The sequence below is a fragment of the Paracoccus sp. ME4 genome, from assembly GCF_046736325.1.
In the GTDB taxonomy this organism is placed as follows: Bacteria; Pseudomonadota; Alphaproteobacteria; order Rhodobacterales; family Rhodobacteraceae; genus Paracoccus.
This window is the reverse complement of record NZ_CP151276.1, coordinates 1,926,557-1,940,265: the sequence shown is the minus strand read 5'-3', so window position 1 is coordinate 1,940,265 and position 13,709 is coordinate 1,926,557. Positions and strand designations below refer to the sequence as shown.

Here is a 13,709-nt window from a genome sequence, read left to right as displayed (position 1 = left end):
AGACAAGAAAGGACGAATCCCATGCTGCGTCTGACAACCTTCGTATCTGCCATCGCCCTGTCCTCCGCCGCCATGGCTGAAGACATCAAGGTCGGCGTGTCCCCCGGCGAACACGGCGAGATCATGGAGAAGGTGGCCGAAGTCGCCGAACCCTTGGGCCTGACCATCGAGGTCATCGAGTTCTCCGACTACGTCGTGCCGAACCAGGCGCTGGCGGATGGCGATCTGGATGCCAACAGCTTCCAGCACCGCCCCTATCTGGAGAACCAGATGAAGGACCGCGGCTTTGAGCTGGTCGAGGTCGGCACTACCATCACCACGCCGATGGGCATCTATTCCGACAAGGTCGAGGACATCGCCGACCTGCCCGAGGGCGCGCAGGTCGCGATCCCGAACGATCCGACCAATGGCGGCCGCGCGCTGCTGATCCTGCAGGATCTGGGCCTGATCACCCTGGCCGAGGGCACGGGCCTGGTTCCCAGCCCGCTGGATGTCAGCGACAACCCCAAGGGCCTGCAGTTCCTGGAGCTGGACGCGGCGCAGCTGCCCCGCGCGCTGGCCGATGCCGACATCGCGGTGATCAACACCAACTATGCGCTGGCCTCGGGCCTGTCCCCGCGCGAGGATGCCATCGCCATGGAAAAGGCCGACAGCCCCTATGTGAACATCCTGGTCGTCCAGCAGGGCCGCGAGGCCGAGCCTTGGGTCAAGACCCTGGTCGAGGCCTATCAGTCGCCCGAGGTGAAGGCCTTCATCGACGAGAAATACGACGGGGCCGTCATCACCTCGTGGTGATCGCCCGGGGCCGTCCTTCGGGGCGGCCCCTTTCCGTCAGACGCTGCACCGCGCCCGCCGCGGCGAACAGCGCTAGTCCCATCGCCGTCAGCACGGCCAGGGCCGCGAACATCAGGTCGGTCTGACCCCGCCCGTTCGCCATCAGCATCACATGGCCCAGGCCGCGGCTGGAGCCGACCCATTCGCCCACGATCACCGCCAGCGGCGCCTGCACCGCCGCAAGCCTCAGCCCCGACCCAAGCGCGGGCAGGGCGGCGGGCAGCTGGATCAGCGTCAGACGCCGCAGGGGCCGCGCGCCCATCGACCGCGCCAGATCGTCCAGCGCGGCGGGCGGGCGCATCAGCGCGTCGAACAGCACCGACGCCACTGGGAAATACACCACCAGCGCCACCATCACGACCTTGCTGGGCGCGCCGTAGCCCAGCCACAGCGTCAGGATCGGGGCCAGCGCAAAGACCGGCACCGCCTGCGCCGCGATCAGCATCGGCCGCAGCAGCCAGCGCGCCGCGGGAGACAGCGCCAGATTGACCGCCGTCCCGACCCCAAGCGCCACCCCCAGGGCCAGCCCCGCCGCCAGATTGGCCAGCGTGAAACGCGCATTCACCGCCAGCATCGCGGCGTGATCCATCAGCGCCTGCGCCACCCGCGCCGGTCCGGGCAGGATGAAGGGCGGCACGCCGCTGGCCCAGACCACGCCCTGCCAGACCGACAGCGCGACCAGGACCGCGATCAGGCCGCGCATGGCATCAGGCTGCGGAACAGCGCGGCTTGGGCCGCGAGAACCTGCGGATCGTCCAGCGCGCGCGGCGCGGGCGTCGCGGGTAGGCTCAGCGGGCGGGTTCCCCGGGCATCCAGCAGGAAGGCGGCGTGGCAGAGGCGCGCGGCCTCCAGTGGGTTGTGGGTGATCAGGATGACGGTGCGCCCGGCCAGGTGCCGCGCCGCCAGGTCCTGCATCTGCGCCCGCGTGGCGGCGTCCAGGGCCGAGAAGGGCTCGTCCAGAACGACGACCGGGCGATCCTCGATCAGGGTGCGGGCCAGGGCCACGCGCTGACGCTGGCCGCCCGACAGCTGGGCGGGGCGACGCGTCTCCAGCCCCGCCAGGCCCAGATCGGCCAGCAGGGCGCGGGCGCGGGCGCGGTCGGGCGCGTGCCCGCGCAGCCGCGCGCCGATGGTGACATTGGCCAGCGCATCGGCCCAGGGCAGCAGCTGATCCTGCTGGCCCATCAGCGTGACCGGGCCCCCGACATCCACCGCCCCGGCCAGACGCGCGGCCACGGGCAGGCCCGCCACGATCCGACCCAAGGTCGACTTGCCCACCCCCGACGGTCCCATCAGCACCGTCCAGCGCCCCGGAGGACAGTCCAGCGCCAGATCCGGCAGCAGCACCCGCCCGTCCAGGATCAGATCGCCCGTGATGCGGATCATGTCCGGTCCAGCCCCATCTGCCAGAACCCGACCTCCAGCTGAGTGGCCTGCGTGAAATGGCGCGCCAGCGTCCGCGCGCGGGGCAGGGCGGGCCAGTCGGGGCCCAACCGCGCCTCCAGCGCCGCGTCGATCAGCGCGCCGACATCATGGCAGACGCGCTGATAGTCGGCGCCGCCATAGGTCGCGGTCCATTCGCCATAGGGGCCGCCGCTGTCCGCATGCGCCAGCCCGATCTGGCCATAGCCGAACACGCAAGGCGCCAGCGCCGCCAGCAGGTCCAGCATGTCGCCCGCATAGCCGGTGGCCTGCACGAAGCGCGTATAGGCCATGTTCGCGGGCGATTCCGGGGTGTCCTGCAGCATCGCCTCGGTGATGCCCTCGCGGCCGCAGATCGCGACATGCAATGGCATCTCTCCGTTCAGCAGGCCGTGGGCGATGGAGGAGGCCAGCGCCATCTCCGACATCCGCTCCGACTTGGCAAAGACCAGCGCCCAGGATCGCGCAAAATGCAGAAGGAACACGTAATCCTGCCGCAGATAGTGCAGGAAGCTGTCGCGGGGCAGGCTGCCCGCCGCCAGCTGCCGGACGAAGGCATGGTCCACATAGGCGTCCCAGTGATCCCCCGCAGCGTCCCGCCACAGCGCGAAGGCGCGGCCGTAATCAGCCGCGCTCATGGTGCGGTCACGTCGATGGCCAGATCGGACAGCGAGTGTCCGCCCGGCGTGGCGCCCCGGTCGGCCAGGAACGCCTCGAAGCGCAGATAGCGGCCCGCGTCCAGCGCCGCGGGGCGCCCGGCAAAGCGGGGCCAGGTGTCGGCCCATGCGGCCTCGTTGAGGGGGGTGCGCAGTTCGGCGGCGGTCTCCGCGAACATCCGCCACGCCGCGTCGGGGTCGTTCTTGATGAAGGCCGTCGCGCGTTCCGTGGCCTCCAGAAAGGCCGCGACGGCGGCACGGTCCATGCGGGCGGGATCGGCCAGATAGATCAGCTCGTCATAGGCGGGGATGCCGTGATCCTCGGGGTTCAGGCAGCGGCCCTCGAACCCCTCCAGCCGCAGCTGGTTCAGCTCGAAGTTGCGGAAGGCGCCGATGACGCCGTCCACCTGTCCCGACATCAGCGCAGGCGCGATGGACCAGCCGATGTTGATCTGCTCGACATCGTCGGGGGTCAGCCCGCCATCGGCCAGCATGGCGTCCAGCATCACCTCCTGCACGCCCGCCACGGCAAAGCCGACCTTGCGGCCGGACAGGTCGGCGGGCGTCGCGATGCCGCTGTCGGCCAGCACGACCAGGCAGGTCAGCGGCGTTTCCACTAGCGTGCCGATGCGGGTCACCGGCAGGCCTTGGTGGCGCGACAGGTGCAGCTGCGGCTGATAGCTGACGGCCAGATCGACGCGCCCCGCGGCAACCATGCGCGGCGGATCGTTCGGGTCGGACGGGGCCACGGTCTGAACCGCCAGCCCGGCATCCGCAAAATAGCCCAGTTCCTGAGCCAGCACGATGGGCGCGTGGTCGGGGTTCACGAACCAGTCCAGCATCACCGTCAGCCGGGTGTCGGCATGGGCGGGCAGGGCCATCAGGGCCAGGGGGATCAGAAAGCGCATGGAACCTCAGTCGTTCAGGGCCAGAAGGGCGATCGGCCCGGGCCAGGTGGCGCGGAGCGTCTGCCCCGCATGATGGGCGCGCAGCCCGGTGCGACAGGCCAGCACGACCCGCGCGGCGGGACCGGGGTCCAGCGTGCCGATGCGCTCGGGCGGGACATGGCGCGCGCCGGCGATGGGTGGGGCCTCGGTCCGCAGGTCGATCAGCAGGTCGTCGGCGCGGATCTGGTCGCGGGCGACGAAGGGCAGGGGGTCGGCGGGTTCGGGCGCCCCGTCGAAGCGGAACCCGCCCATCCGCCATGCGCCCGCATCCCAGCTGACCAGCCGCCCCAGGGGCCGCGGTTCCAGCGCCAGGATCACCGCCAGCGCCATCTGCGCCTGAAGGGCGCCGATCATGCCGACCACGGGACCCAGCACGCCCGCGCCGGCGCAGGTCGCGGCACCGCGCGGCAGGTCGGAAAAGACCGCCCGCAGGCTGGGCGCCCCGCCGCAGCAGCTCAGGGCATAGCCCGACAGCGCCAGCGCCGACCCCGTGATCAACGGCCGCCCCGCCGCCATGCAGGCATCCGACAGGATCAGGCTGGCCCCGAACGTGTCGGCGCAATCCAGCACCACATCCGCCTGCGCCACCAGCGCGGGGGCGTTGGCAGGCGTCAGCCATTCCGGCACTGCGGTGACCGCGACATCGGGGTTCAGCGCGGCCAGCGCCGCGCGCGCGGCCTGCGCCTTCGGCTGGCCGATCTGGTCCATGCGGAACAGCGGCTGGCGGTGCAGGTTCGTCTCCTCCACCCGGTCGGGATCGACCAGGGTGATTCGGCCCACCCCCGCCGCGCCTAGGTATTGCAGCGTGGGGCAGCCCAGCCCCCCCGCGCCCACGACCAGCACATGCGCGCGGGCCAGCCGGTCCTGCCCCTGCGCGCCCACGCCGGGCAGGACGGTCTGGCGGTCATAGCGGCTCATGCGGTCACCGCCAGCCAGCGGCGCATCCGGGCCTCGGGGTCGGGGTTCAGCGTGATGTCGGTCACGGCCGAGACGACATCCGCCCCCGCCGCCAGGGCCTCGGCGCCCCGGTCCGGGGTCAGCCCGCCGATGGCCACCAGGGACACCGCGCCCGCGCGGCGCTTCCATTCGGTGACGCGGGTCAGGCCCTGCGGCGCCCACGGCATCTGCTTCAGGATCGTGGGCCAGACCGGCCCAAGCGCCACGTAATCGGGCGACAGCGACAGCGCGCGGTCCAGTTCGGCATCGTCATGGGTGGACAGGCCCAGCCTGAGCCCCGCGCGGCGGATGGCGGGCAGGTCGGCCCCGTCCAGATCCTCTTGCCCCAGATGCAGCCAGTCGGCGCCCTCGTCGATGGCGATGCGCCAATGGTCGTTCACCACCAGCGCCGCGCCATGGCCGCGCGCCAGGGCCAGCCCGCGGCGGATCTGGTCGCGCAGCTCGTCCTCGGCGCGATCCTTCAGCCGCAGCTGGACCAGTCGGACGCCCAAGGGCAGGGCGCGCTCCAGCCAGGCCGCATCGTCGAAGATGGGATAGAATCTCGGCAGCATCACAGCCAGGCCTTTCCGATCAGGGGGGTGGAGGGCACGCCCATCTCGCGCATGCCCATCGGGTCCGCGTCGCGGGCCAGCGCGCCCGCCTGCACGGCCAGCGCGAAGGCGCGGGCCATGGCGACCGGGTCGCCCGCCTGCGCCACCGCGCTGTTCAGCAGGACCGCGTCAAAGCCCGTTTCCAACGCCTCGGCTGCATGGCTGGGCAGGCCCAGCCCCGCGTCGATCACCATGGGCACGTCGGGAAAGGCCGCGCGCAGCATGCGCAGCCCGTGGCGGTTGTTCAGCCCCATCCCCGAGCCGATGGGCGCCCCCCAGGGCATCAGCACCCGGCAGCCCGCATCCAGAAGGCGCGCGGCCAGGACCTGATCCTCGGTCGTGTAGGGAAAGACCTGGAACCCCTCGGCGGCCAGGGTCTCGGCGGCCTCCAGGAGGCCGAAGGGGTCGGGCTGCAGCGTGTCGGCATGCCCGATCACCTCCAGCTTGATCCAGTCGGTCTCGAAGACCTCGCGCGCCATGCGGGCGGTGGTCACGGCCTCGCGCGCGCTGTGACAGCCTCCGGTGTTGGGCAGCACCCGCACCCCCAGATCGCGGATCAGCGACCAGAAGGCTTGGCCCTGGCCCGCCTCGCGGCGCAGCGACACGGTGGCGACCCCCGCGCCGCTGGCCCGGAAGGCATCCGCCAGCACCGCCGGAGAGGGGTATTGCGCCGTGCCCAGCATCAGCGCATTGGGCAGGGTCACGCCATAGAAGTCGCGCATCGCCTCAGCCCCCCTGCATGGGGGCCAGGACCTCGACCCGGTCGCCCTCGCGCAGGACCTGCGTGGCGCGGGCCGCGGAGGGCACGAAATCGCCGTTCAGCGCGGTGGCGACGCGGGTCTCGGCCCAGCCCAGTTCGGCCAGGGCGGCCTCCAGCGTGGTGGCGGCGATGTCGCGGGGGGTGCCGTTGACCTCAATCCTCATGGATCAGTTCTCCCTTGATGCGGTCGGTCAGATAGTCGGCGGCCTGCCGCGCCAGCGCGGGGGCCATCAGATAGCCGTGGCGGAACAGCCCGTTCAGATGCAGGACGCGCCCCCGCACCGTCACGCGGGGGATGTTGTCCGGGAAGGCCGGGCGCAGGTCCGCGCCCAGCTCGACCACCGAGCCTTCCGCGAAGCGCGGGTCCAGCGCATAGGCGGCGGACAGGAGTTCCAGCACGGACCGCGCCGTGACCGGCGCGCGGCTGGCGCTTTCGATCTGGGTCGCGCCCAGCATGAACAGGCCCCCCGCGCGCGGCACGATGTAGAGCGGATGGCGCGGATGCAGCAGGCGGAGGGTCCGGGTCAGGGAGACCTCGGGCGCGTGCAGCACGGCCATCTCTCCGCGCACGCCGCGCAGGCCGGGCAGGGCGGCCGACAGGCCCCGCGCGTCGATCACCGGGCCGGGGATGTCGTCGGGGTCGGCCTCGGCGCGCTCGACCGTGATGCCGCGCGCGGACAGCCAGGCCAGCAGATCGGCCAGCGCGCGGCGGGGGTCCAGGTGCGCCTCATCGGCGAAGAACAGGCCCGGTCGCGGCGGCAGGTCCGGCTCCAGATCGGCGCTGTCGCAGGGGCTGTGGCCGGTGGCGCGGCGGGCGAAACGCGCAAGCTCCGCCCGGTCGCGCTCCAGCGCCACGACCAGCGTGCCGCGATGCGTGACCGGGGTGACGGCGGACCAGGCCTGCGCCGCCTCGGCGCCAAGGCGGGTGATGACCGGCTCGGCCGTCACGCCCTCGCAATGCGGGGCCAGCATGCCGCCCGCCCACCAGGAACAGCCATGCGGCCCCGGCGGGCCGTTGCGGTCCAGGATGCGCGGGGTCAGCCCGCGGCGCATCAGCTCATGGGCGGTGAAAAGGCCCGCGACGCCCGCGCCGATGATGGTGACGTCAGACATGGTCCCAGACCGCGTGGAAATGATGCACCGGCCCATGCCCCGAGCCGACGCCCAGCCCGTCCGCCCCGGCGATGGCCGCCTGCAGATAGGCATGCGCCCGCGTCACCGCCTCCTCCAGCGGAAGACCCTGTGCCAGCCCCGCCGCGATGGCCGCCGACAGGGTGCAGCCCGTGCCATGGGTGTTGCGCGTGGCACGGCGCGGCGCGACAAGGCGCGTGACGCCGCGTTCGGTCAGCAGCAGGTCCACGCAGTCGGCGCCCTCCGCATGGCCGCCCTTCATCAGCACCGCCGACGCCCCCATGGCGCGCAGCGCGGTGCCCTGGGCCACCATCTCGGGGATGCTGGCGGCGGAGTGGCTGTCCAGCAGGCAGGCGGCCTCGGGCAGGTTCGGGGTCAGCAGCGTCGCCCGCGGGATCAGCCCGCGCAGCGCCGCCATGGCGTCGGGCGGCAGCAGCCGGTCGCCCGACTTGGCGATCATCACCGTGTCCAGCACGACCGGCAGGGCGCATCCCGCCAACCCCTCGGCGACGGCGGCGATGGCCGCAGGGCCGCCCAGCATGCCCAGCTTGACCGCGCGCACGTCCAGATCGTCCAGCACGGCCGCGATCTGCGCGGCGATCATCGCGGGGCTGGCGGGTTCGACCATGCTCACCCGGCGGGTGTTCTGCGCGGTCAGCGCCGTCACCACGCTGGCGCCATAGCAGCCAAGCGCGGAGAAGGTCTTCAGGTCGGCCTGGATGCCCGCTCCGCCGCCGGAATCGGACCCGGCGATGGTCAGGGCGATGGGTGCGGTCATGGTCGTCCCCCTTCGGTCGATGACGGATCACGGACGGGATGGGGGATTCGAGCGCGGTCGGGCCGCCTGTCTCTGCACCGTTCCCTCCGCCGGTATGACCCGGATCAGGTTCGATGGGTTGGCTTGCGCCTCTCAGCCCCTCAGCGGGACACCCCAACGGTTTGCGAATCGGAGCTTAGCCGCGCCCCGTCGCCGCCGCAAGGCTGGTGCCCGGACGCCGGGCTGCTAAGGTCCGCGCCAAGCCGACAGGAAAGGACTGCCCATGACCGCCATCACCCCTGACCAGCCCGCAGCCCTGCTGCGCGCCATGTTCGACGCGGCGGTCGCGGCCGCCGATCCGGGGCGCGTGCTGGCCGCGCACCTGCCCGAGAAGCCGCAGGGCCGCTGCATCGTGCTGGGCGCGGGCAAGTCCGCGGCCGCCATGGCCGCAGCCCTGGAGGCGGCCTGGCCCGATGTGGACCTGTCGGGTCTGGTCGTCACGCGCCATGGCCACGCGGTCCCCACCATGCGCATCGCGGTGATGGAGGCGTCCCATCCCGTCCCCGACGCCGCATCGGAGGAGGCCGCGCGCCGCATCCTGGCGCTGGCCCAAGGGGCGGGCGAGGGTGATCTGGTCATCGCGCTGATCTCGGGCGGGGGGTCGGCGCTGATGGCGCTGCCCCGCGCGGGGCTGACGCTGGAGGACAAGATCGCCGTCAACCGGCTGCTGCTGCGGTCCGGCCTGACGATCGAGGAGATGAACCGCATCCGCCGCCGCCTGTCGGCGATCAAGGGCGGGCGGCTGGCGCAGGCGGTCGCGCCCGCGCGTCTGGTGACGCTGGCGATCTCGGACGTGCCGGGGGATGATCCGTCGGCCATCGCCTCGGGGCCGACGGTGCCGGACCCGTCGGGGGCGATGGACCTCTCGGGGCTGGTGGCGCGTCTGGGGCCGGACCTGCCGCAGGCGGCGCGCGACCTGCTGCTGGCCCCGCCCGAGCCGGGCGCCGATTTCCCGGTGGACTACCGCCTGATCGCCGCCCCGCAGATGTCGCTTCTGGCCGCGGCCGAGGGGGCGCGCAAGGCCGGTGTCACCCCCGTCCTTCTGGGCGACGCGCTGGAGGGCGAGGCCCGGGAGCTGGGCATCGTCATGGCGGGCATGGCGCGCGCCGTGGCGGCCCATGGCACGCCCGCCCCGGCCCCCGCCGTCCTTCTGTCGGGCGGAGAGACGACCGTGACCATCGGCGCGGGCCAGGCCGGGCGGGGCGGACGCAACACCGAGTTCCTGCTGTCCCTCGCGGTGGCGCTGCGCGGGCATCCGGGCATCCACGCGCTGGCGGGCGATACCGACGGCATCGACGGCAGCGAGGACGCGGCGGGCGCGATGATCGGCCCCGGCACGCTGGCGCGCGCGCGCGTGGCGGGTTTGGACGGGGCGGCGGTGCTGGCGGCGCATGACAGCTATGGCCTGTTCCAGGCGACGGACGCGCTGATCATGACCGGACCGACCCTGACCAACGTGAACGATTTCCGCGCAGTGCTGATCCTGCCCGGCTGACGTTTCGTCGCGTTGCATGCAGCGGCCGTCTTGGGCAGCCTGAGCGCGTTCAGACAGGATGGCCGCATGACCGACCCCGTTCCCACCCGTGCCGAGGCGCTGGCCCGGCTTGACGCCTTCCGCCCGCGCATGGGCCGCCGCTATGCCGCGGGGCGCAACACCGATGCGGGGCCGGGGGCGCATCGCGCGGTGTCGGGCCTGTCGCCCTGGATCAGCCGCCGCCTGCTGACCGAGCCGGAGGTGATCGCCGCCGCCCTGGACGACCACGGCCCCGAGGAGGCCGAGAAGTTCATACAAGAGGTCGTCTGGCGCGGCTATTTCAAGGGCTGGCTGGAGCAGCGCCCGCAGGTCTGGGACGGCTATCGCCGGGGGCTGGAGGCCGATCTGGCGGGGCTGGAGGCCGACCGCGCCCGCGCGCGCGCCGTCCGCGCGGCCTGCGACGGCCGGACGGGCCTGGACTGCATGGATGCCTGGGCCGAGGAGCTGGTCGCGACCGGCTATCTGCACAACCATGCGCGGATGTGGTTCGCCTCGATCTGGATCTTCACGCTGGAACTGCCGTGGCGGGTCGGGGCGGATTTCTTCTATCGCCACCTTCTGGACGGGGATGCGGCGTCGAACACGCTCAGCTGGCGATGGGTGGCGGGGCTGCACACGCGGGGCAAGCCCTATGCCGCCGATGCCCAGAACATCCGCCGCTTCACCAATGGCCGCTTCGCGCTCCGGCCCTCCGACCTGGCCGAGGTCTCCGAAGGGCTGGAGTCGACCGAACCCGAAGGCCTGCCCCCCCTGCAGCCGCTGCGCCGACCGGTGGCGCCCGACGCGACGCGGCCCACGGCGCTGCTGATCACGGACCAGGACTGCTGCGTCGAGGATTTCGCGCCGGACCGCCTGCCGCTGGTCGCGTCCGCCACGCTGGCGGCCAGCCACCTGCGGTCGCCCCTGCCGGTCGCGCCCCCTGTCGCGGCCTTCGAGGCGGGGGCGCTGGCCGATGCCGCCGACCGCGCGGGTGTCGCACCCGACCGGCTGGAGGCGCGCGATCCGGCCGATCTGGCGCGGTGGGCGGCGGCGGCGGGCGCGCGCCAGATCGCCACGCCCTTCGTGACGCGGGGGCCGCTGCGCGACTGGCTGGACTCCGCGCGGCCCGCGCTGGAGGATCGCGGTATCGCGCTGACGGAATGGCAGCGGGGCTGGGACCGGCGCGTCTGGCCCCTGGCGACGGCGGGCTATTTCAAGCTGCGCCAGAGGATCCCCGAACTGACCCGAGACCTGACCCGCGGCTGATTCCGGGCTGGCATGGCGGCTGCCCTTGCGTCACTCTGGACGGCGATGCGGCAGGAGGCGGGCAATGGACAGGCGCGGGCTTGAGATGACGGTGCTGATGACGCCGGACATGGCGAATTTCAGCGGCAAGGTGCATGGCGGCGCGCTGCTGGCCAGCCTGGACCGGGTGGCCTATGCCTGCGCCTCGCGCTGGTCGGGCGAATATGCGGTGACGCTGTCGGTCGATCAGGTGACCTTCAAGGAGGCCATCCATGTGGGCGAGCTTGTGACCTTCCGCGCCCGCGTGAACCATACCGGCCGCACCTCGATGGAGGTGGGCATCCGCGTCGAGGCCGAGAACATCCGCCGCGGCACGCGCCGGCACACCAATTCGTGCTATTTCACCATGGTCGCCGTGGATGAGCGCGGCCAGCCCGTCCCGGTGCCCCGCCCCGAGATGGAGGACGATACCGACCGCCAGCGCTGGCGCGCCGCAGAGGTCCGCCGCGAGATGCGCCGCGAGATCGCCGCCCGGCAGGAGGCCGCGTCCCGGACGACCTGAGCGCCGCCCTTGCTTTGCCGTGGACTTCCCGTCGCAAAGCGCGTAGGGAACCGCCTTTGGCCCTGAATGTCCGGGGCGGCGGGTGCAGGGTGGGCCGGTCGCAGCGACGATAGGTGCCGCTCATCGGGTCGCACATGGCCCCCGCATTTGGCGAATCACATGACTGAACTGAACTTCCCCGCACCGCTTCAGGCGGCGTTGGCCGACAAGGGCTATGAGACGCTGACCGCCGTGCAGTCCGCGGTGCTGGCCCCCGAGGCCGCGGGCCGCGACGTGCTGGTCTCGGCCCAGACCGGCTCGGGCAAGACGGTGGCCTTTGGCCTGGCGATGGGGGCGGACCTCCTGGACGGCGACCGCATGATCGCGGGCGAGCTGCCGCTGGCCTTGGCCATCGCGCCGACGCGCGAACTGGCGCTGCAGGTCGCGCGCGAGCTGGAATGGCTCTATGCCGGGACGGGCGCGCAGATCGCGACCTGCGTCGGCGGCATGGACTATCGCAACGAGAAGCGCGCCCTGCAGCGCGGCGCGCAGATCGTGGTGGGCACGCCGGGCCGCCTGCGCGACCATATCGACCGGGGCAGCCTGGACCTGTCGGACCTGCGCGCGGCCGTGCTGGACGAGGCCGACGAGATGCTGGACCTGGGCTTCCGCGAGGACCTGGAGTTCATCCTGGGCGCCGCCCCGGTGGAACGCCGGACGCTGATGTTCTCGGCCACGGTGCCCTCGGCGATCGAGAAGCTGGCCCGCGACTTCCAGCGCGACGCGCTGCGCATCGCCGCCATGGGCGAGGCGCGCCAGCACGGCGACATCGCCTATCGCGCCTATACCGTGACGGCGCGCGACCGCGAGCCCGCGATCTTCAACCTGCTGCGCATCCACGAGGCGCAGACCGCCATCGTCTTCTGCAAGACGCGGGCCAACGTGAACCACCTGCTGGCGCGCATGTCGAACCGGGGCTTCAAATGCGTGGCCCTGTCGGGCGAGCTGTCCCAGCAGGAGCGGACCCATGCCCTGCAGGCGCTGCGTGACGGGCGTGCCCGCGTCTGCATCGCCACCGACGTGGCCGCGCGCGGCATCGACCTGCCGGGGCTGGAGCTGGTGATCCATGCCGATCTGCCCACCAACCCGGAAACGCTGCTGCACCGCTCGGGCCGCACCGGTCGCGCGGGGTCCAAGGGGGTTTCGGCGCTGATCGTGCCGTCCTCGGATTACCGTCGCGCGCAGCGGCTGCTGCAGAACGCCAAGGTTTCGGCCGAATGGCTGGACGCGCCGACCGCCGACGAGGTCCGCGCCCGCGACGATCAGCGCATGATTGACCATCCCGGCCTGAGCGAGCCGGTCGGAGAGGACGCGGCCCTGGCCGCGCAACTGCTGGAGCGCTTCGGGGCCGAGCAGGTGGCGGCCGCCTTCCTGCGCCTTTGGCGCGAGGGCCGTCCCTCGGCCGAGGAGCTGTCCGAGGCGCAGCCCGCGCCCGCGCCCATGGCCCCGCGCCAGCCGCGCGAATTCGGCGATTCGGTCTGGTTCACCCTGTCGGTCGGCCATTCGGGCCGGGCCGAGGCGCGCTGGCTGCTGCCCAAGGTCTGCGACGCGGGCGGCATCACCCGCGACGCCATCGGTGCGATCCGGGTGAAGCAGGACCTGTCCTACATCCAGATCGCCGCCGCCCAGGCCCCGCGTTTCGGCGATTTCATGGAGATCACCCCCGAGGTGACCATGCGCCGCATGGAGGGCGCGCCCGATCTGGACGGCCCGACCGAGCGCGCGCCCCGCGCCCCGCGCCAGGACCGCGACGACCGTCCGGCCCGCAAGCCCGCCCCGCGCCGCGCGGCGGAGGCTCAGGCGCAGGCCGGACATCAGTCGCGCGTGAAGGCCGCCCGCGGCGGCTGGATCCCCGATGACGCCCCCGTGGCCGACCCGCGCGAGGGCGCCCATCCCGCCGTCAAGCCGTGGAAGAAGAAGGCCGACGCCGCAGGCAAGGGCCCCAAGCCCGCATGGGCCAAGCCCAAGCCGCATGGCGACAAGGCCGCCGGCCCCAAGCCGCATCGCAAGGGCCCCAAGCGCCCCGGCTGATCCGCGATCTGCCCGCCTCCCTCCGGTTTCTGCCCGATAATCGGGCAGGCCCGTTGCAGCCCATGCAAGCCGTGACAACCGCGCGCCCGAAGCCCCGATCCGGGGTTTCGGGCGCGCCGCGTTCGTCGCATGGAATGTCGCAATTGATATTGCCAGTGCGGCAGGCCGCCGCTTAACCTGCATCCTGCGCTGAACAACCAACGAC

General features: G+C 72.4%; 15 protein-coding genes and 1 riboswitch. Of the genes, 5 read left to right on the top strand and 10 right to left on the bottom strand.

Features of this window, described 5'->3' with window-relative positions; translation table 11 throughout:
- The first annotated feature begins 21 nt into the window (after window positions 1–21).
- Window positions 22–795, top strand: a complete 774-nt coding sequence (locus AACG61_RS09930) for a MetQ/NlpA family ABC transporter substrate-binding protein (RefSeq protein ID WP_411836979.1) — start codon at window positions 22–24, stop codon at window positions 793–795.
- Here AACG61_RS09930 and AACG61_RS09925 read toward each other — a convergent pair.
- The 10 genes from AACG61_RS09925 to thiD are packed head-to-tail and all read right to left on the bottom strand — an operon-like array spanning window position 782 to window position 8,075.
- Entirely contained in the window at window positions 782–1,537 is a 756-nt protein-coding gene (locus AACG61_RS09925; protein WP_411836978.1) for an ABC transporter permease, read from the bottom strand. The genes AACG61_RS09930 and AACG61_RS09925 overlap by 14 nt on opposite strands.
- A complete protein-coding gene (locus AACG61_RS09920; RefSeq protein ID WP_411836977.1) occupies window positions 1,525–2,220 on the bottom strand; it encodes an ATP-binding cassette domain-containing protein in 696 nt (231 codons plus the stop codon). Before AACG61_RS09920 ends, AACG61_RS09925 begins: the two co-directional genes overlap by 13 nt.
- Window positions 2,217–2,894: a TenA family protein gene (locus AACG61_RS09915; RefSeq protein ID WP_411836976.1), complete on the bottom strand. Its 678-nt coding sequence runs from the start codon at window positions 2,892–2,894 to the stop codon at window positions 2,217–2,219. Before AACG61_RS09915 ends, AACG61_RS09920 begins: the two co-directional genes overlap by 4 nt.
- Complete coding sequence (locus AACG61_RS09910; protein WP_411836975.1) at window positions 2,891–3,820, bottom strand: ABC transporter substrate-binding protein; 930 nt, start codon at window positions 3,818–3,820, stop codon at window positions 2,891–2,893. Before AACG61_RS09910 ends, AACG61_RS09915 begins: the two co-directional genes overlap by 4 nt.
- Window positions 3,821–3,826: 6 nt before the next feature.
- Window positions 3,827–4,777 (bottom strand): ThiF family adenylyltransferase, encoded by a 951-nt coding sequence (locus AACG61_RS09905; protein ID WP_411836974.1) that lies wholly within the window; start codon window positions 4,775–4,777, stop codon window positions 3,827–3,829.
- The gene (locus tag AACG61_RS09900) at window positions 4,774–5,370 is read right to left on the bottom strand and encodes a thiamine phosphate synthase (protein ID WP_411836973.1); all 597 of its coding nucleotides are present in this window, start codon (window positions 5,368–5,370) and stop codon (window positions 4,774–4,776) included. Before AACG61_RS09900 ends, AACG61_RS09905 begins: the two co-directional genes overlap by 4 nt.
- Complete coding sequence (locus AACG61_RS09895; protein WP_411836972.1) at window positions 5,367–6,128, bottom strand: thiazole synthase; 762 nt, start codon at window positions 6,126–6,128, stop codon at window positions 5,367–5,369. Before AACG61_RS09895 ends, AACG61_RS09900 begins: the two co-directional genes overlap by 4 nt.
- 4 nt (window positions 6,129–6,132) lie before the next feature.
- Window positions 6,133–6,330, bottom strand: a complete 198-nt coding sequence (gene thiS / locus AACG61_RS09890; RefSeq protein WP_411836971.1) for a sulfur carrier protein ThiS — start codon at window positions 6,328–6,330, stop codon at window positions 6,133–6,135.
- On the bottom strand, window positions 6,320–7,279 hold the full coding sequence (locus AACG61_RS09885; protein WP_411836970.1) for an FAD-dependent oxidoreductase: 960 nt from the start codon (window positions 7,277–7,279) through the stop codon (window positions 6,320–6,322). The genes thiS and AACG61_RS09885 overlap by 11 nt, the downstream gene beginning before the upstream one ends.
- Window positions 7,272–8,075 (bottom strand): bifunctional hydroxymethylpyrimidine kinase/phosphomethylpyrimidine kinase, encoded by an 804-nt coding sequence (thiD, locus tag AACG61_RS09880; RefSeq protein WP_411836969.1) that lies wholly within the window; start codon window positions 8,073–8,075, stop codon window positions 7,272–7,274. Before thiD ends, AACG61_RS09885 begins: the two co-directional genes overlap by 8 nt.
- Before the next feature lie 64 nt (window positions 8,076–8,139).
- Window positions 8,140–8,241: riboswitch (TPP riboswitch) on the bottom strand.
- Between the two features lie 96 nt (window positions 8,242–8,337).
- Between thiD and AACG61_RS09875 the strand changes: the two genes are divergently transcribed.
- The 4 genes from AACG61_RS09875 (at window position 8,338) to AACG61_RS09860 (ending at window position 13,504) form a co-directional block, all read left to right on the top strand.
- Window positions 8,338–9,609, top strand: coding sequence for a glycerate kinase (locus AACG61_RS09875; RefSeq protein ID WP_411836968.1), 1,272 nt, complete (start codon window positions 8,338–8,340; stop codon window positions 9,607–9,609).
- A 66-nt stretch (window positions 9,610–9,675) separates the two neighbouring features.
- Window positions 9,676–10,893 (top strand): FAD-binding domain-containing protein, encoded by a 1,218-nt coding sequence (locus tag AACG61_RS09870; protein WP_411836967.1) that lies wholly within the window; start codon window positions 9,676–9,678, stop codon window positions 10,891–10,893.
- Window positions 10,894–10,957: 64 nt separating this feature from the next.
- Window positions 10,958–11,434: an acyl-CoA thioesterase gene (locus tag AACG61_RS09865; protein ID WP_411836966.1), complete on the top strand. Its 477-nt coding sequence runs from the start codon at window positions 10,958–10,960 to the stop codon at window positions 11,432–11,434.
- A 159-nt stretch (window positions 11,435–11,593) separates the two neighbouring features.
- Window positions 11,594–13,504, top strand: a complete 1,911-nt coding sequence (locus AACG61_RS09860) for a DEAD/DEAH box helicase (protein ID WP_411836965.1) — start codon at window positions 11,594–11,596, stop codon at window positions 13,502–13,504.
- Window positions 13,505–13,709 lie beyond the last annotated feature (205 nt).